Origin of the sequence: Clostridium sp. ZBS15 (assembly GCF_023845705.1) — a bacterium.
In the GTDB taxonomy this organism is placed as follows: domain Bacteria; phylum Bacillota; class Clostridia; order Clostridiales; family Clostridiaceae; genus Clostridium; species Clostridium aquiflavi.
On the sequence record NZ_JAMQHY010000003.1, the window covers coordinates 90,840 to 109,167 of the forward strand.

Annotated in this window: 16 protein-coding genes; 2 read left to right on the forward strand and 14 right to left on the reverse strand. The window is 27.3% G+C overall.

The features are described from left to right. Nucleotides 1-41: 41 nt before the first annotated feature. The 4 genes from NG904_RS01755 to NG904_RS01770 all read right to left on the reverse strand — a co-directional run bounded on the left by NG904_RS01755 (nucleotide 42) and on the right by NG904_RS01770 (nucleotide 2,747). Complete coding sequence (locus tag NG904_RS01755) at nucleotides 42-689, reverse strand: ABC-2 transporter permease (protein WP_252229396.1); 648 nt, start codon at nucleotides 687-689, stop codon at nucleotides 42-44. Beyond that, nucleotides 689-1,549 carry an ABC transporter ATP-binding protein gene (locus tag NG904_RS01760; RefSeq protein WP_252229398.1) on the reverse strand — a complete coding sequence of 287 codons (861 nt, stop codon included), beginning with the start codon at nucleotides 1,547-1,549 and terminating at the stop codon, nucleotides 689-691. The genes NG904_RS01755 and NG904_RS01760 overlap by 1 nt, the downstream gene beginning before the upstream one ends. After that, the gene (locus NG904_RS01765; protein ID WP_252229400.1) at nucleotides 1,549-1,926 is read right to left on the reverse strand and encodes a GntR family transcriptional regulator; all 378 of its coding nucleotides are present in this window, start codon (nucleotides 1,924-1,926) and stop codon (nucleotides 1,549-1,551) included. Before NG904_RS01765 ends, NG904_RS01760 begins: the two co-directional genes overlap by 1 nt. A 521-nt stretch (nucleotides 1,927-2,447) precedes the next feature. Continuing rightward, nucleotides 2,448-2,747: a hypothetical protein gene (locus NG904_RS01770; protein WP_252211672.1), complete on the reverse strand. Its 300-nt coding sequence runs from the start codon at nucleotides 2,745-2,747 to the stop codon at nucleotides 2,448-2,450. Nucleotides 2,748-3,262: 515 nt separating this feature from the next. Between NG904_RS01770 and phnD the strand changes: the two genes are divergently transcribed. Further along, nucleotides 3,263-5,143, forward strand: a complete 1,881-nt coding sequence (gene phnD / locus NG904_RS01775) for a phosphate/phosphite/phosphonate ABC transporter substrate-binding protein (protein WP_252224032.1) — start codon at nucleotides 3,263-3,265, stop codon at nucleotides 5,141-5,143. 160 nt (nucleotides 5,144-5,303) lie between these two features. Here the strand turns inward: phnD and NG904_RS01780 are convergent, their stop codons facing one another. The 6 genes from NG904_RS01780 to NG904_RS01805 all read right to left on the reverse strand — a co-directional run bounded on the left by NG904_RS01780 (nucleotide 5,304) and on the right by NG904_RS01805 (nucleotide 10,996). Further along, nucleotides 5,304-5,633, reverse strand: coding sequence for a type II toxin-antitoxin system RelE/ParE family toxin (locus tag NG904_RS01780; RefSeq protein ID WP_252229402.1), 330 nt, complete (start codon nucleotides 5,631-5,633; stop codon nucleotides 5,304-5,306). Between the two features lie 2 nt (nucleotides 5,634-5,635). Then, the gene (locus NG904_RS01785) at nucleotides 5,636-5,881 is read right to left on the reverse strand and encodes a type II toxin-antitoxin system Phd/YefM family antitoxin (protein WP_252229404.1); all 246 of its coding nucleotides are present in this window, start codon (nucleotides 5,879-5,881) and stop codon (nucleotides 5,636-5,638) included. A 252-nt stretch (nucleotides 5,882-6,133) separates the two neighbouring features. Continuing rightward, nucleotides 6,134-6,337, reverse strand: a complete 204-nt coding sequence (locus NG904_RS01790; RefSeq protein ID WP_252229406.1) for a heavy-metal-associated domain-containing protein — start codon at nucleotides 6,335-6,337, stop codon at nucleotides 6,134-6,136. Between the two features lie 317 nt (nucleotides 6,338-6,654). Next, nucleotides 6,655-9,084 carry a heavy metal translocating P-type ATPase gene (locus tag NG904_RS01795; RefSeq protein WP_252229408.1) on the reverse strand — a complete coding sequence of 810 codons (2,430 nt, stop codon included), beginning with the start codon at nucleotides 9,082-9,084 and terminating at the stop codon, nucleotides 6,655-6,657. A 263-nt stretch (nucleotides 9,085-9,347) separates the two neighbouring features. Continuing rightward, nucleotides 9,348-9,614, reverse strand: coding sequence for a metal-sensing transcriptional repressor (locus tag NG904_RS01800; protein WP_252211668.1), 267 nt, complete (start codon nucleotides 9,612-9,614; stop codon nucleotides 9,348-9,350). Between the two features lie 203 nt (nucleotides 9,615-9,817). Continuing rightward, nucleotides 9,818-10,996, reverse strand: coding sequence for an amidohydrolase (locus tag NG904_RS01805; protein WP_252224027.1), 1,179 nt, complete (start codon nucleotides 10,994-10,996; stop codon nucleotides 9,818-9,820). Nucleotides 10,997-11,155: 159 nt separating this feature from the next. Between NG904_RS01805 and bcp the strand changes: the two genes are divergently transcribed. Further along, entirely contained in the window at nucleotides 11,156-11,608 is a 453-nt protein-coding gene (bcp, locus tag NG904_RS01810) for a thioredoxin-dependent thiol peroxidase (RefSeq protein WP_252229410.1), read from the forward strand. Between the two features lie 104 nt (nucleotides 11,609-11,712). Here bcp and NG904_RS01815 read toward each other — a convergent pair whose 3' ends face one another. The 4 genes from NG904_RS01815 to NG904_RS01830 all read right to left on the reverse strand — a co-directional run bounded on the left by NG904_RS01815 (nucleotide 11,713) and on the right by NG904_RS01830 (nucleotide 17,915). After that, nucleotides 11,713-12,492: a nitrilase-related carbon-nitrogen hydrolase gene (locus NG904_RS01815; RefSeq protein ID WP_252229412.1), complete on the reverse strand. Its 780-nt coding sequence runs from the start codon at nucleotides 12,490-12,492 to the stop codon at nucleotides 11,713-11,715. A 141-nt stretch (nucleotides 12,493-12,633) separates the two neighbouring features. Continuing rightward, nucleotides 12,634-14,217 carry an esterase/lipase family protein gene (locus tag NG904_RS01820; RefSeq protein ID WP_252211664.1) on the reverse strand — a complete coding sequence of 528 codons (1,584 nt, stop codon included), beginning with the start codon at nucleotides 14,215-14,217 and terminating at the stop codon, nucleotides 12,634-12,636. A 100-nt stretch (nucleotides 14,218-14,317) separates the two neighbouring features. Next, entirely contained in the window at nucleotides 14,318-15,655 is a 1,338-nt protein-coding gene (locus NG904_RS01825; RefSeq protein ID WP_252211663.1) for an esterase/lipase family protein, read from the reverse strand. A gap of 901 nt (nucleotides 15,656-16,556) precedes the next feature. Next, a complete protein-coding gene (locus NG904_RS01830; RefSeq protein WP_252229415.1) occupies nucleotides 16,557-17,915 on the reverse strand; it encodes an esterase/lipase family protein in 1,359 nt (452 codons plus the stop codon). Between the last annotated feature and the right edge of the window lie 413 nt (nucleotides 17,916-18,328).

Consider the following 18,328-nt stretch of genomic DNA (forward strand, 5'->3'; position numbering starts at 1 on the left):
ATCAACATTTCCTTAAATTAACCTTAATTTTATAATTGTTTCTATACATCTTTATTTTCACAAATATAGCATGATATTAAGTATGATATTGCTCCGACAACTATTATTGTAATAATAGATGTAATTCCTATAATTGTTTTATTAGCTATCATAAGATTTAATATATTATTAGGAATAGTTCTTTCACTTAATATAGATGGTAATGCAAATATAAAAAATGCTGGAACCATATATACTAGCATTAGAATAGCTCTTCCCTTTTCCATTCCAAATTTATAATAAACAGAATACTGAATCATGCATACGATTGTAGCAATTATCCCTGCAAAACATATTAAAATAATTTCAGACATCTCGATTGAACCAATATTATAAAAATGTATCATTGTAGAAATTTCTATCACCCATACAATAATATTTAATATTATTAAATATAAAAATCTTCCCATTACCATACTTGATGTTTTAGACGGAAACATATAATACATTTCTGTACTTTTTTTATTGCCTTCTGAACTAAATGGTAATATTGCAACAATAATTAAAACAAAGAATAAGTAACTCATTGCATTAATATTATTCTCTGAATAAAGCATTGATATGGCAAAGGCTATAAAAAACAATGAATAATACTTCAAGTTTCCTTTTATTATTCTAAAATCAAACTTTAAATAATTTATAGCATTCATTATTTATCCTCCTTTCCACTATTTATATAAAATACAATTATTTCCTCAATAGATGGTTTTTCAATTAGTAATTCATCATCTAAATATTTTTTATCCTCAGCATATATTACCCCTTGAAATCCAACATTTGATTTTTTATATCCTATCAATTTGTCCTTGATATTAGTAGTTAAGTCCTCTTTTCCACCTTTGACCACAAAATGTTTTTCTAAGATGTTGTCTTTAGTATCATTAAATATCATCTTTCCTTTATTTATAAAAAATATATAATCAGCTATCTTTTCTAAATCACTTGTAATATGTGTAGAAAATAATACGCTCTTTTCACCATCTTCTATATATTCCTGTAGTAACTCTAAAATATCATTTCTAATTACAGGATCAAGACCACTTGTTGGTTCATCTAATATAAGTAACTTAGTCTTTCTAGCAAATATGCTTGCAAATGTTAGTTTTATTTTCATACCTTTTGAAAAATCTTTAATCTTTTTATCCTTTGGCAATTCCCATAAATCTATATAATAATTAAATTTATCTTCATTAAATGATGGATAAAAATCTTTTAATGTATTAATCACGTCTTTTAACTTAAAACCTTGTGGGAAGTAACATTCATCCCCCACAAATCCAATCATATCTTTAAATTCAACTTCATTTCCTTTGTACTTCTTTCCAAATACACTTATTTCTCCACTATCTGCTTTTAACTGCTGCATAATAAGTTTTATAGTTGTAGTCTTTCCTGCCCCATTTTGCCCTACATACCCTAATATATATCCCTTAGGTAAGCTTAAATTTATATTTTCTAAGCTAAAATCTTTAAATTTTTTATTTAAATTGCTTATTTCAAGTGCATTCATTACTTATCCTCCTCAATCAAATTTTCTAAAATGATAATAAGTTCACTTTTTGAAACCTTTGCTAATTTTGCATTTTCAATTGCAGTAGTAAAAGCGTCTTCAATTCTTTTTAAATATTGCTCTTTTACCATTTCATTATCCTTAGGAAGTACAAAACTTCCCTTTCCCCTAATAGTTGCTATAAATCCTTCTTCTTCTAAATCTGAATATGCCCTAGTTGTTGTAATAACACTTATACCTAAATCCTTAGCTAATTGTCTTATTGATGGTAAAAATTCATTTTCTGCAATTTTACCAGACATTATCTGTTCCTTAATCTGTGTTTTTATCTGCTCATAAATAGGTAAATCAGATTTATTAGATAATAATATCTTCAATCAGTTTTTCCTCCTTAAAGTATGTACTGTATATGTTGTATTATATACAGTATGAACACTATAGTCAATAGTTACTAAAATTTTTTCTATAATAGTTGCTATGTCTCAAAATAAATGTACTATATAAAAAAATTGATATTGCTCATAAAGCTTATAGGCAGAGGATTTTAAAAGTAACTTACACAGAAAAAGAGCCATTGAATTCATATTACTAAATTCAATAACTCTATTTTAAAAATTGGCTATGTTTTAAAACAGTGTTGATATATGCAATAGGTGAAGTGGCATTGTAAATGGACTTTTAGAACCCTTAATGAGTATTGTTACATTTACTGCTTGTCCTAATTTTATATTGGGAACAAGCTAAAATGGGACTATACTCATTTTAGTGTTCTTAAGTTCAATTACTCCGCCCACTTTGCTTATGCATATATCAACACTCTGCTAAAACATAGCCTAAAAATTATAAATTAATTTTACCTTCTTGTCTGAAATAAAATATTCAACTCATATTTAAACTATTATTTTACTTCATATAATAATTCATTAACTGGTAACCCTATAACCTCTGCAATTTCTTCTAAATTTAATCCCATCAATAATAATTTACTTGCAATTTCTAATGATTTTTCTTTTTTTCCACGCTCTTCGCCTCTTTTTTCTGCATTACTAATCATACTAGCACTTTCATATAGAGAGCTTTCTTTCCACCATAAATCATTATTATAATCTTTTTTTTCAATCTTATTTATTATTTTTTTTATTGCTAAATCCATTCCTATTACTTCTTTTAATGTTATTTTAGATTTTATAATTTCCATGAGAATTGACCACCTTTCAAATATATGTAGTGTAGCCCAAGCTAAACTTATTGTATTTATTTTATTAATAAACTATATATGAACAATATAGTTTAAGTTTATTTTTTTAAATTCTATATCTATATCGTACATACGTTCGTATATTTTTGCAAGTTAATTTATTAATCTAAAGATTAATTCTTCACATATTTTTCTAGTTTTATCTCGCTTTTTCTTTGTTTTTCTAATCCATAAATTTTATTTTTATTATTGGTTGTATTTTAAATATATGTTGATATATGCAATAGATAAAGTTCAATTACTCCGTCCAATTTGCTTATGCACATATCAACACAATACTAAAAATTTCCCTATTATTATATTAGGTAATATAATGTATATCTTTTAAAACACTATTTATACTTTTGTACTCAAGTAATTCATTGTTAATATTGAATTTAAATTACCTTTGTGGGATAATTTACTTGTATTTATATTTTGACCTTATTATTACATAAAACAAGGGGGAAAAACTTATGAAATTAAATAAGTACTTATTTCCAATAATATTAGGTATATTATGTAACATCTTTATCGCTTTTGGTACAGATAACTCTATTGTAGAATTATCTTTATCACTAATTACTCTGCTTATAATAATTTCTTATTTATATTACTGTGATAAATCTAAATCCAATGATAATAGTGATGATAACGATTTATCAAATGATAAGGATACAGTATTTAAAAATGTACACTCTATGATTGAAACAATGGGATTTGATGTTGAACATCTTTTATGGATTTCAAAACAAAGTAAAGAAGCATTTTCTCATTTAGTTGAAAAAAATAAAGTTATCTCTGACTTTTCTACTACTAACTTAGCATGTATTGAAACTGTTGAATCTGGTATACATGAAGTTGTTTCTAGTTGTGAAAAAATTGATGAAAGTATATCAACTGTAGAAACCGAAACAAATGATACCCTTACAGTACTTGAAAAAAGTAAAACTTCTATTAGTAATATAATTTCACTATTATCAGAAATGAAAATAATTTCTGATGATTCTTTACAAATAAATTCAAAATTACATGATTCTTCAAAAAGCATAATTAAATTTGTTGAATACATACATGATATTTCTAGTCAAACAAATTTACTTGCTTTAAATGCATCAATTGAAGCTGCTCGTGCTGGTGAAGCAGGAAGAGGCTTTGCTGTTGTAGCTAATGAAATACGAAAACTTGCTGATGAAACAGATAAATTTGCAAGAGAAATAGATGGTATAGTTAAAGATCTTCTTGATAATATAACTGATACTAATTCAGCTACTGAGAATTCTAAAAAAACAATAACTGAACTTGATTCTATTTCTAATGAAACTATTGAAATTTTATCTGACAGCTATGTAGCTATGGGACATATTAAGACTTCTATTTTAAATTTAACAGATGTATCAAAATCAAATACTCAAATTGCATTTGATATTGAACAAGCTCTTACACATTTAACTCATACTATAGAGGATACAAATAGAGAAACTCTTGACTCAATAGATATGATTGAAAGACATGAAAATAAAACTGATCAATTACTTGATTATTGTGCTGCACTAAGTAGTGTATCTGAAAATTTACAATATCAAATGAGTCACCTTAAAGGAGAAAATGAAGTTATAGTTGGTATTAATCCTTTCACATCTCCTGCTGATATAAAGAAGATGTATCTTCCTATCCTAGAAAGATTACTTAAAGGAATCAACTTAACTCCAAGAATGATAATTGTTAAAGATTATGATGCTCTTAGCGATCAAATCAAAAAAGGTACTATTGATATGGGTTGGTTTTCACCATTTGCTTATGTTATAGCTAAAAACAAAGCAAATGTCACACCACTGGTAACCCCTAGAGTTAATGGCAAAACTTATTATAATGGATATATAATAGCTAACAAAAATTCTGGAATTAAAACATTAGCAGATTTGAAAAGCAAGAGCTTTGCTTATGTAGATAAAAATAGTGCATCAGGATACTTATATGCTAGACATATTTTAAAAACAAATAAAATGGATCCTGATAGATTATTCTCTAATGTTTCTTTTGCTGGAAGCCATGATAATGTAATAAATGGAGTTTTAAATGGATCATTTGATGCTGGTGCAACTTATAATGAGGCTCTTGATAAAGCAAAAGAAAATGGTATTAATTTAGATGATTTAATTATAGTTTCTATGACTGATAATATTCAAAAAGATGCTATTGCTGTTAGTCCAGATATGGATTTAGACAGAGCAGAATCTATTAAAAATGCCTTTGTACACTTCAACAATTTCCAAGGTATAACTACACCAGTTAATGGATTCGTTGAAGCAAATGATAATGACTATAACTTAATTAGATCAGTTGTGAAAGATTAATTCATAACTATCTATTTTTAATTAACCATTATACTTTAAAATATGTTAATATATGCATACGAAAAGTGGACTAAGTAATTGAAATTAGTCCACTTTTCCTATTGCATATATCAACATGTTAGTAAAACATAACCTAATTAAAATATACTCTTTTTCTTATCTAATTAACAGAATTAATAAATACAGAATTAATAAATAATGTCTTATAATCTCTAGTTCCATGTAATACTCTATTAATCGATATTATATTACCTTCTATTAAATAAAATACCAAATAATTATCTACAATAATATATCTATATTTAGTACTAACTTCTATTTTATACATTAGCATTTTACCCATATACGGAAACTTCTTTAAATTATCAATCTTATCTAATATTTGCAATATAATTTTTTTTGCAATACTTGGATTATCTATTTCTATATACATTTTTATATTTTGTAAATCCTCTTGTGCTTTAGGGTTAATTCTTAATGTGTATTCCAAGTTTATACCCCCAAGTTCTTTTTTACTTCATCTATAGATAACCATTCTTCACCTGTCTGTATAGCATCTTCTGCCTCTTTTAATTTAGAAAATAGTTTAATTGTTTCTTTTTGTTTTTCATACTCATTAATATCTAATAATACATAACGTCCATGTCCATTTTTAGTTAAAAAAACTGGTTCACCGTTACCACAATCCTTTAATACTTCATTATAATTTCTTAAATCAGATACAGGTTTAATATGCATTAATATCACTCCTTTTTATAGTAATATAATTAAAGTATAAACTTATTATTCTTAAAATTCAACTTAAAATTTTAAGAATAATATTACGAATAATAAAACAGCTATGCTTATTATCAAATTAATATATGCATATGAAAAGTGGACTAAGTAATTGAACTTAGAATTCCACTTTTCCTATTGCATATATTAATATTGATTTAAAACATAACCTAATTAAAAAACTACTTTGTTTTCACGTCTAAAAAATCTTCTTTATCTTATTTCTATAACATCATAACCTTCTTCTTCTATTGCTTCTTTTAAAACATCAGCATTTTCACTTGTTTCTACTGTAGCACACTTTTCTTGTAAATTTACTTCTACTGATGTTACATTAGCTAAGTTTTCTAATGCCTCTTTTACATGACCTACACAATGATTACAGCTCATTCCTTCAATTATAATTGTCTTTTTCATAAATCTATTCCTCCTTAAAATATTATTTTCTATTTACACTTTAAAATAAGGCTATGTTTTAAAACAGTGTTGAATATTGTAGTATAAAGCTCATGGACAGAGGAATTTACTTTAAGAACACTAAAATAAAGCTTAGTCCAATTAATGCATGCTCCCAATCAAAGATTGCTGACAAGCAATTAATTGTACAAATCTTCATTAAGAGTTCTAAAAAGCAAATTCCAACGCCAGCTCGCCCTTATACTAAAATATCAACATTCACTTAAAACATAGCCTAAAATAATCATTTATATTTTAGTATAATGGCTAGTCTAACATTAAGCTTTAAAGTTCCTTAGTCTTAGTGCATTTAATAATACTGATACTGAACTAAAACTCATAGCACCTGCAGCTATCATAGGATTTAGTAATGGGCCACCAAATATATGTAGTATTCCCATTGCTACTGGTATTCCTAATATATTGTATCCAAATGCCCATGCTAGGTTTTCTTTTATATTTCTAATGGTTGCTTTACTTAGTTTTATCGCTGTAGTAACATCCATTAAATCACTTTTCATAAGAACTATATCTGCTGATTCAATTGCTACATCAGTTCCTGAACCAATTGCTATACCAATATCAGCTTTAGCAAGAGCTGGAGCATCATTTATTCCATCTCCAACCATTCCAACTTTATCTCCATCTTTTTGCAATTTTGCTACTTCATTTGCTTTATCTTCTGGCAATACTTCTGCTAAAACTATATCTATTCCAACTTGTTTAGCTATTACGTTTGCAGTATTCTTATTATCACCTGTAATCATGGCAACTTTTATCCCCATTGAATGTAAACTCTCTATAGCTTCTTTACTATTTTCTTTTACAGTATCAGCAACAGCTATTATGCCTTTTAATTCAGAATTTATTGATATATACATAGGTGTTTTTCCCTCATTAGACAATCTTTCTGATTGTTCATCTAATGACGATATATCTACATTTTTTTCTTGCATTAGCTTCTTATTTCCCAGGAAAATATTTTTTTCGTCAATTAATACATCTATACCATGACCTGGGATTGCATTAAATTTATTAATTTCTTTTAATTTTAATTTTCTATCTTCAGCTTCTTTTACAATTGCTTCTCCAAGAGGATGCTCTGATCCCTTTTCAGCACTTGCTGCTAAGTTTAATATTTCATTCTCAGTTATATTATTAACTAAAATATCTGTAACTTTAGGTTTTCCTTCAGTTATAGTTCCTGTTTTATCAAATACTATTGTGTTTAGTTTATATGTTGTCTCTAAAGCTTCTCCACCTTTTATTAAAACTCCATTTTCTGCACCTTTTCCTGTTCCAACCATAATTGCTGTTGGTGTTGCAAGACCTAATGCACAAGGACATGCTATTACTAATACAGATATAAATATAGTTAATGCAAATATCATTGACTCTCCTGCTGAAAGCCATGCAATTGCTGAAATTATAGCTAAACCTATAACTATAGGTACAAAATATGCTGAAATAACATCTGCTAATTTTGCTATAGGTGCTTTTGATCCTTGAGCTTCTTCAACTAATTTAACAATTTGAGCTAATGCAGTATCTTTTCCAACTTTAGTAGCCTTATATTTAATAAATCCAGTTTTATTTATACTTGCGCCAATAACAGTACTTCCAGTTTCTTTTTCTACAGGAATACTTTCACCAGTAAGCATAGATTCGTCAATTGATGTAATGCCTTCTATTACTTCACCATCTACAGGTAATTTTTCTCCTGGTTTTACTAAAACAATGTCTCCAGCAACAACTTCTTCAACTGGAATAATAGTTTCTATGCCATTTCTTATAACAGTAGCATTTTTAGGAGCTAAACCCATTAATGCTTTTATTGCTTGAGATGTCTTTCCTTTTGATACAGCTTCTAAACATTTACCAAGTGTTATTAATGTTAATATTACAGCTGCTGATTCAAAATATAAATGCATTGCATATTCACTATTACCTTGCTTTATCTTAACTATTGCAAATATTCCATATAAAAATGCTGCTAAGGTTCCTATTGATATTAATGAATCCATATTAGGACTTAATTTAAAAAGATTCTTTATTCCTACTTTGTAAAATTTATATCCAACTAACATAACTGGAAGTGTCAATACAACTTGTATTAAAGCAAAATTTAATGGATTGATAATTGGATCAATTATACTTGGAAGATACATTCCCACCATATGCCCCATACTAATTATTAGTAATGGAACTGTTAGTATCACAGAAATTATAAATCTATTTAGTAATTCTTTAGCTGGATTGCTCTCTTTATTATCTTCTTTAGCCTTATATTCTTTTTCAATTTTATAACCTGCTTTTTCTACAGCAGCTTTTATGTCAGAATATCCTGCTAAATCTTCGTCAACCACTATAGTTAGCTTTTCAGTAGCAAAATTAACATTTGATTCCTGAACACCTTCTAGCTTTTTAGTTACTCTTTCAACTCTATTTGCACATGCTGAACAAGTCATTCCCTCTACTTTTAAGTTATAAGTTTTTATATTTTTCTTAACACCATATCCAGCTTTTACGACTTTTTCTTCTATGTCTTTATCTTGTAGTTTATTTTCATCAAACTCAACACTAAGAGTTTCAGTTGCAAAATTAACGTTAGATTTTTCTACTCCATCTAATTTTCCAACAACTCTTTCAACTCTATTTGCACAAGCTGAGCATGTCATTCCATTAATCTTAAATGATTTTTTTTGCATACATTATTCCTTTCTTTTTATAAATATATTTATTAGCAATATTGATGTTATTGTATATAGGCGCAGTGGCATTGAAATTTGCTTTTTAGAATTCTTAATGAAGATTTGTTGAATTAATTGCTTGTCACAATGTTTCATTGGGAACACGCATTAATTAGACTAATCTTTATTTTTAGATTTCTTAAAGTAAATTTCTCAGTCCACGAGCTTTTATACTATAACATCAACACATTTAAAATATGTTGTAAATTATATTTTAAATCCTACTTAGAAAGTATTTTTTCTAATACTTTATTCATTTCTTCTATCTTTTCATCAGGATTATTATTAAGACATGCTTCTTTAACACAATGACGTAAATGCCCTTGTAATATCATTAAATCAGCTTTTTTAAGTAATGATTGTGCAGCTAATATTTGATTTGCTACATCTATACAATACCTATTATCTTCTATCATTTTTATTATCCCTTCAATTTGTCCTTTTGCTGTTTTTAAAGATTGTAATGCTTTTTTTCTTTCTTCACTCATGCTTTATCCTCCCACCCCCGTGTAGGGGGTCTGTATTTATATCTAATTATAGACTTGTTTATAAATTTGTCAAGAATATTATATTTTTTACCAGATTTTTAAATTTAGCTATGTTTTAAGTGAATGTTAATATTTTATAATTTCTTATACAAAAAAAAATACCTTAATAAACTTAGTATTTTAAATTTATTAAGGTATTATTCTTATAACTTATGTCTTTTCTTAACCAATATTGATAAAGCTTCTTCTGATAAATTAGCAAAGTATTTAGCACAATTTATTATTGCATTTTCATCTACTGCAAATTTAGGGTGATGATGTGCAAATGATTTGCCTGTTCCAAAAATTATGAATGCACCTGGAATAGTTTCTTGATAATAAGCAAAATCTTCTCCTTCTAATCCCATTGAATTTTCACTTACCTTATATCCCATTCTTTTTCCTATTTGAGATGCAATATTTACCCATTCTTTTTCATTATTTGTAGCTGGATGTCCCTCATGCCATATGAATTCAGCTTTTCCTCCAAATGACTCTGCTATTCCATTAATAAGACTACTCATTCTTTTTGGAATCAACTCTCTTGTTTCTTTATCTAATGTTCTAACTGTTCCTTCCATATAAGCATAGTCAGGTATTATATTCCATGAATTCCCACTTTCTATATGAGTTATACTTAAAAGTGCATCATTAATTGGACTTACATTTCTACTTATAATAGTTTGTAGAGCATTTATAATATTTGATGATATTATAATTGGATCAATGCTTTTTTCCGGTTTTGCTGCATGACTCCCAATACCTGATATCTTTATTTCAAATCTATCCACAGCTGCTGTCATTGCTCCAGATTTTATTCCGATTATCCCAACATCTAAATTAGGAACATTATGCAAACCGAAAATAGCTTCAACATCATCTAAAGCTCCTGTATCAATTATTTTTTTAGCTCCTTTTGAACTTTCTTCACTAGGCTCAAATATAAATTTAACTGTTCCTATTAAATCTCTTTGGCTTTTCTTTATTAAATAAGCTGCACCTAAAATTGCTGCCATATGAAAATCATGACCACACGCATGCATTTTACCATTGTTTTTAGATTTATAAGACAAAACACTTTCTTCTTTTATAGGTAGAGCATCTATATCGCATCTTATTGCAACTATTGGTCCATTAGGATTACCTTTCACTTCAGCTATAAGGCCTGTCTTTAAATCAGTATGTAAAATATCTATATCTACTTCTTGTAGTAATTTTTTTATCATATTTGTAGTTTCAAACTCTTCATTTGATAGTTCTGGATTTTGATGTAAAATATGATACAAGTTTATAAGTTCTTCTTCCAAATTATCTATTTTCTCTAACAGCTTATCATTAATCATTGTTATTCCCCCTGTAATATACCTTAAATTATAGCATCCATTTTAGTTATGTAAATATATACTACTGTATAAACTACCTTGTAATAATTATTATATTATATATCTTGATAAATAATAATTATTATTATATAATATTAAATATATTCGGAGGTGAATATTATGATTAACATAGGTGAATTAGCTCCTAATTTTACTCTTCAAGGGTGTGATGAAAAAATCCATAGTTTAAATGATTATAAAGGTAAAAAAGTAATTTTGTATTTTTATCCAAAAGATAATACACCTGGATGTACAGCTGAGGCTTGTGATTTCAGAGATAATTATAATATTATTGAAAATAAAAATACTGTAGTTATCGGAATAAGTAAGGATAATTTAAATTCACATAATAAATTTATAAGCAAATTTAATTTACCATTTATCTTATTAAGTGATGAAGAAAAAACAGTTTGCAAGTTATATGATGTTATAAAAGAAAAAAATATGTTTGGTAAAAAAGTTCTTGGCATTGAACGAAGCACTTTTATAATCGATGAAAACGGAATACTTATTAAAGAATTTAGAAAAGTTAAAGTAAAAGGACATATTGAAGAAGTATTATCTAATATATAATTATATTTAGAAAGTCAATTTAATTTTGTATTTTCTTTTAATAAATTTTTAAAAACTAATTTTTGATTCACATACCTAATTTTTAATTATAGCTGACTTTATTGTCAGCTATAATATTTTTTATATAGATCCTCTCTTCTGTCATCTTTAACATTAAATTTCGCTCTTGATTTAAATACTTGCTCTAATTTAATTTCTTGTATTATAAGTTCTTCTTTATCGCTTAAATCATTTAATATCTCTCCCCATGGACTAACAATAGCAGATTGGCCATTATATTTTATTCCGTCACCTTCTCCTAATCTATTGATACCTATAATATAACTTTGAGTTTCTAGCGCTCTAACTTTTAAAAAGCTTATCCATTCTTCAATTTTTGACTTTGGCCAATTAGCTGCGACAGTTATTGCCTGGGTATTTCTTGCAGCTACTTGAAAAATTTCAGGAAACCTTAAGTCATAACAAATAAATGATGCTAAAGAAAATTGTCCTATTTTATAATTTTGAATGTTCATACCATTATGATATGCTTTTGGCTCTCCACCATATGTAAACAAGTGTATTTTAGTATAATCAGATATAACCTCTCCAAAATTAGATATTATAAGATAATTATTCAATGCCTTGGAATCAATTTTCTTACCATATCCAAGACCTATATTTATATTATTTTTTATAGCTAATTCACGACACCATTCGATTATTTTATCTTGTGATAAAGTTAACTTATTTATATTTAATGTTACTCCTGTTAAAGTCATTTCTGGAAAAAGTATTAATTCTACATTTTTTCTTGATGCTTCTTTAACTAAAGTTTCAACTTTATTCATGTTTATTAATTCATTTTCCCATATTACATCAATTTGACCAATTCCTATAACCATATTAACGCCTCCTTCTTTATTAATATTAATATATATTTTATTTTTAATACAACTAAAATTAACCATTTTTATAAACAAAAATACCTCAAACCATTTTCAGTTCAAGGTATTTTATTCTTTAGTAAATTATATTTTATTTTTTTATCTAGGTAAATTACTTAACTGTTCTGCATAATCAATGTACCAATCTTCTACATCACCAAATGTTCCAACTATATCCATATGATCCGTATTTATAAGTGTTGGCATAACATTCCATTGACCAACTTTAGGTTGTCCGTTGAATTTTTTAATCACATCATTAGAACCTAATCTAGGACCTTCTTGACTTATTGAATTTACAATGCCATCATTATCAAACCATTCGTCATCTATAATAGGACCTTTATAATTACGTGTATAGTTTCCCATTTTAGTTGCACTTGGATAAAATAATGGATTCATAGGACCTATTTGTGGTACAGCATAACCTGTTATTAATAATTTTTTTGTAGCTTTTGTTACCCATGAAAAATAATATACATCAGGTTGAGCTTTTACCCATTTATTTAGTTCTTCAGCTCCATAAGTTGATAAATCATATGGTCCTATATCTTTTGTTCCAGACCATATATTACTATCTAAAACCCTTTTATTATAATTTATATATGATTCTCCAGGTTGTTTTTTTAGTCCAAATTGGTCTAATTTAAAATCATATAAACAATTAGATAAATTATCTTTCCCATTTATTGTTCCTAATATTCCCAATGAAACATTTATCAATTTTTTTGCTGGCATTACATCTGATAATGTTGTTCCATCATTAGGTGTTGATATTGTGGTAACACTTCTAACCCAATGTTTTCCACCCATAAATAAAGCACATATATTTTCTTGATCATAATTTCTTTCTTCTTCACTACCTTCACTTAAAAGTTGAGTAAGTGTACGTACTGTTTGTCCACCCATACTATGACCTATAAGATGAATTTTATTAGCATCACTTACATCTTTATATATACCTTCAAAAGTTCTGCCATATCTTTCATGTCCATATTTTTTAGCATGTGCTGCACCATAATCAACTGTTCCACCAACTATGTATGCGTATAACTCACAAGCTCTATCCCAGTTACTTGAAACAGGACCTACTGTTGCTGTGTAAGTTTCGTATCCTTGATTCCTCAAACTTTCTTGAATATCAACAATACCACCCCAGTATTTATATCCTAATAATTCATCCCTTCCAAATCCCATAAATCCATGAACTAATACTATCGGATATTTGTTTCCTTCCTCAATAACTTCACTTTTAATATCAGGATATTGTAATGGTTCTTGTTCTATAATTTCACCTTGAGCTTCAACTTTTGATTTACTATCGAAATCTTCACTATTAGGTAATTCTATTGTATCTGGTATTTCTAAACCTTCAGCTTCATTCTCCGTTTTTGATTCTTTTAAAATTTCTTTAACTTCATTTAGCTGATCTTCTTCTTTTTTATTATTTGATTCATGATTTAAACTTTCATCATTTAAATTCTCTTTATTATTTTCTATAGTTGGTTCATTTTTTGTGCTATTTTCAATTTCATTCAAAATAAAATCATTAGATGATTTACTCTCTTCTATAATAATTGAATTTGTTGATTCAACAGCCATAACAGGTGCTGAAAAACTTGTAAAAGCAACTGAAATTGCTAAAGCAGTAATTCCTAAAATTTTTACTAAAGATCTCTTCATTACACTTCACCTCATTAAAATTAAATTTAGGTAATTTAAAAGCAAAGACATTATTTCAAGAATTAGAGAGAATTTAACTTCCCTCTAAATTCTTTAATTTTTAATTGTTTTCTGGTAATGAACTTAATTGATTACAAAGATTTAAATACCATCCTTGAACATTAGCAAAACGTCCTATTATATCTTCATGATCTAAATTTATAAGTGTAGGCATTGCATTCCATTTTCCTATTTCAGGATTTCCATTATAATCAATTATTACATCATTAGATCCTAATTTAGGACCATTTTCACTTATGCAGTTTACATAACCATCATTTGGCCACCAATCTTTATTAATTATTGGTTTACCATTTTCATGACGAGTATATTTACCCATTGCTAAAGTATTCTTATAGAACATTAAATTCATTACTCCTGGTTGCGGAATAGAGTGACCTGTAAGTATTGATTCCTTTGTACCACAAACTGTCCATGAGAAATAATAAACATTAGGTTGTGCTTTTACCCATTTATTAAGTTCTTCTGCTCCATATGTTGTTAAATCATAAGTACCAATATCTTTAGTTCCACTCCAAATATCGCTACTTAATACACGTCCAAGGTAATGAAGTTGTGATTCATTGTCCCTCTTTGTTAATCCCCATTGATCTAATTTAAAATCAAATACATTTTGAACTAGAGAATTATGACCTGTTGCTGATCCTAAAACTCCAAATAGTGGGCTTACAACATCTACTACAGGATTAGCATCTGCTGCTGTTGTGCCATCATTTGGTGTTGCTATTGTTGTTACACTACGAATCCAATCATTTCCTCCTTTAAATAACGGTGAAAGATTGTTTTGATCATAGTTTCTTTCTTCGTCACTACCTTCACTTAAAAGTTGCGTAATTGTACGCACTGTTTGTCCACCCATACTATGTCCAACTAAATGAATTTTATTTTTATCACTTATTTTATTATATAATCCTGGATATGTTCTACCATACCTTGCATGTCCATACTTTTCAGAATGAGCTGCACCATAGTCTACTCTTCCACCAACTATATAAGCATAAAGCTCACAAGCTCTATCCCAGTTACTTGAAGCTGGTGCTACAGTTGCTGTATAAACTTCATATCCTTTATCTCTCATTTTCTCTTGAAGGTCTATAGCGCCTCCCCAGTATTTAAATCCAGCTACTTCATTTCTTCCCCATCCCATAAATCCATGTACTAGAACTATTGGATAATCGTTACTTTGTGAAGTCGAGTCTAAATTTGATGTATCTAGTGCTTCTATTGGTTCTTCAGCTTCAATTGCCTGTGTTGATTCTGTTAAAATTGATGAGCCTTCTGTAATTTCAGTAGCATTAACCCCTGCAGGAAAAGTGGTTACAGTCATTGCTACTGCTAATAAAGAAATTCCTAATAATTTAGTTAAAGACTTTTTCATTTCTACACCCCTATACAATATTTTTAACATAATAATCTCTTAATCTCTTCTCTTGTTAAATAACTGCATAGAATTAATAAATATTTACATTTAAAAGTTAGATATTAAAATACCTTTGTAATAAGACTTGTCTACATTACTTTTATATTAAATGTAAAATATATTAATAATTCTTATTTATTAAATATATTAAAATTTAAAATATATCTACTGCTATAAATAAGTTGAATTTTTATTTTTTAATTAATTTCTCAGTGTTAAATTTTATAGGTTATTTAGAATTTTTAATTTATAGAGAATTTTTCTAGTGTTTATTGATTTGATAGTTTAATTAATTTTTTAAAGTCCCCCCCCTTTTTTATAAACTATTAACTATTTATATGTTAAAAGTGACAATTAATTATATAAATATATGAAAATAACATTACTCTTAATTTAAACGTTTACTTAAAGGCTTGTATACATATTATTCATATATTTATTAACTACATATTTAAATTGTGTTAAGTAAAATAGTTAATTTATCTTTAAGAATAGATATATTAAATAAAAATATATATTTAATCATTTTAAAATAATAAGATTTTATTTATAGATATTACTTAACTAATTAAAAATTTTATGTATTATTTCTAAAAATCCTTTTTTATGAAATTTACTTAATTATATTCCTAGTTTTTTGAATTTTCAATATTTTTTGGTTTTTTTTCAAAATTTTATTATAATGTGATTTTATTATACATTTATTTACTTTTTTGATCCTGTATATAACTATTTTTTATCATTTTTTTATCTATAATCTTTTTATTTTTAAATATAATTTTAATCTTAGTAAACAAGCTAATCAAAAATATAAGTCATTGATTAGCTTGCAAAAGTCTATTTAATAAATATTAAACTATTATTCTGGTAATGAGCTTAATTGTTTACAACGATCAATATACCATTGAGTTACATTACCATAACGTCCTATTATATCTTCATGATCTACATTTATAAGTGTAGGCATAGCATTCCATTGACCTTTTACAGGTGTACCATCATATTCTCTTATAATATCATTTGAACCTAATTTAGGACCATTTTGGCTAATACAGTTTACATAACCATCATTTTGCCACCAGCTCTTATCAATAACGGGTCTGCCTGAATTATCATTACGAGTAAATTTACCCATCATAAGTGAATTAACATAGAAATTCTTATTCATAACACCTAGCTCAGGGATATGATGTCCAGTAAGTTTTGATGGTTTTGTTGCACTAGTTGTCCATGAGAAATAATAAACATTTGGTTGTGCTTTTACCCATTTATTCAATTCTTCTCCACCATATGTGCTTAAATCATAAGAACATATATCTGTAGTCCTCTCCCAAATTCTACTACTTAAAACACGTCCTATATAATGTGCTTGAGTTTCATGATCTTGTTTTGCTAATCCCCATTGATCTAATTTAAAGTCAAAATAATCACTTAAAATACTATTTGATCCTGTTAATACTCCAGCTACACCACATAGCGGAGTTATATAATCAACAAATGGTATTGAATCTGATAATGTTGTTCCATCATTTGGAGTAGATATTGTTGTTACGCTATGAATCCAATCATTACCACCATTAAATAGTGGTGACATATCGTTTTGACCATAGTTTCTTTCTTCTTCACTACCTTCATTTAACAATTGTGTAAATGCACGAACTGTTTGTCCACCTTGACTGTGTCCAACAATATGAATTTTATTTTCATTACTTATTTTTTTGTATATACCTGGATATGTCTTACCATATCTATCATGTCCATATTTTGCTGCATGAGATGCACCATAATCTACTCTACCACCCATTATATAAGCGTAAAGTTCACAAGCTCTATCCCAGTTACTTGAAATAGGTCCTACTGCTGCAGTATAAACTTCATATCCTGCATCTCGCATTTTTTCTTGAAGATCTACAGTTCCACCCCAGTATTTAAAACCTAATTTTTCATCTCTTCCCCAGCCCATGCATCCATGAACTAATACAATAGGATAATTATTGTGATCTCCTTTTAATGTTTCTAAATTAATTCCATCTTCATTTAATGACTCTTGTATTGCTATCACACTATTTTGTGTTTGTGAATCTGCACTTTCTGCCGCTTCCTCTATTGTTGGTTCGTTAATTGAATCAAGTGCTTTTACATTGGTTGGAAAAGTAGTTACTATCATAGCAACTGCTAATAAAGAAATTCCTAATATTTTTGTTAAAGATTTTTTCATTTTTACACCCCTATACAATATTTTAACTAATCTCTTAATCTCTTCTCGAGTTAAATTGACTGTATAGAATTAATAACTATTTACATTTTAATTTTGTAATTGTTTACAAAGAAGATAAGTAACTTTACTCAAAATTAAATATAAAACTTAGCAGTTAATTCTTAATTTATTAAATATATTAAAATAATAAATATATCTACTATCAGTAATAAATTAGTACCTTAACTTCAGCATTTAGATTTAATGTCGCACTAAATTTAATATAGCTTTTTTCAGTAATGTTTTCTTAATAAAATTCATTTAAATTTTTAGTACATAAATAGTTATTATCTTTTGTAAAATTTCTTTTAATATTGTTTCATTATCCCAATTTAACACTTCACCCCTATACGTCCCCCCTCATTTTTTAATTG

What these genes read in the sequence shown, in the direction of transcription:
- NG904_RS01830 (WP_252229415.1), bottom strand. Translation starts at nt 17,915, where the DNA reads ATGAAAAAATCTTTAACAAAAATATTAGGAATTTCTTTATTAGCAGTT.
- bcp (WP_252229410.1), top strand. Translation starts at nt 11,156, where the DNA reads ATGATTAACATAGGTGAATTAGCTCCTAATTTTACTCTTCAAGGGTGT.
- NG904_RS01800 (WP_252211668.1), bottom strand. Translation starts at nt 9,614, where the DNA reads ATGAGTGAAGAAAGAAAAAAAGCATTACAATCTTTAAAAACAGCAAAA.
- NG904_RS01815 (WP_252229412.1), bottom strand. Translation starts at nt 12,492, where the DNA reads ATGGTTATAGGAATTGGTCAAATTGATGTAATATGGGAAAATGAATTA.
- phnD (WP_252224032.1), top strand. Translation starts at nt 3,263, where the DNA reads ATGAAATTAAATAAGTACTTATTTCCAATAATATTAGGTATATTATGT.
- NG904_RS01790 (WP_252229406.1), bottom strand. Translation starts at nt 6,337, where the DNA reads ATGAAAAAGACAATTATAATTGAAGGAATGAGCTGTAATCATTGTGTA.
- NG904_RS01770 (WP_252211672.1), bottom strand. Translation starts at nt 2,747, where the DNA reads ATGGAAATTATAAAATCTAAAATAACATTAAAAGAAGTAATAGGAATG.
- NG904_RS01760 (WP_252229398.1), bottom strand. Translation starts at nt 1,549, where the DNA reads ATGAATGCACTTGAAATAAGCAATTTAAATAAAAAATTTAAAGATTTT.
- NG904_RS01825 (WP_252211663.1), bottom strand. Translation starts at nt 15,655, where the DNA reads ATGAAAAAGTCTTTAACTAAATTATTAGGAATTTCTTTATTAGCAGTA.
- NG904_RS01785 (WP_252229404.1), bottom strand. Translation starts at nt 5,881, where the DNA reads ATGCATATTAAACCTGTATCTGATTTAAGAAATTATAATGAAGTATTA.
- NG904_RS01795 (WP_252229408.1), bottom strand. Translation starts at nt 9,084, where the DNA reads ATGCAAAAAAAATCATTTAAGATTAATGGAATGACATGCTCAGCTTGT.
- NG904_RS01755 (WP_252229396.1), bottom strand. Translation starts at nt 689, where the DNA reads ATGAATGCTATAAATTATTTAAAGTTTGATTTTAGAATAATAAAAGGA.
- NG904_RS01820 (WP_252211664.1), bottom strand. Translation starts at nt 14,217, where the DNA reads ATGAAGAGATCTTTAGTAAAAATTTTAGGAATTACTGCTTTAGCAATT.
- NG904_RS01805 (WP_252224027.1), bottom strand. Translation starts at nt 10,996, where the DNA reads ATGATTAATGATAAGCTGTTAGAGAAAATAGATAATTTGGAAGAAGAA.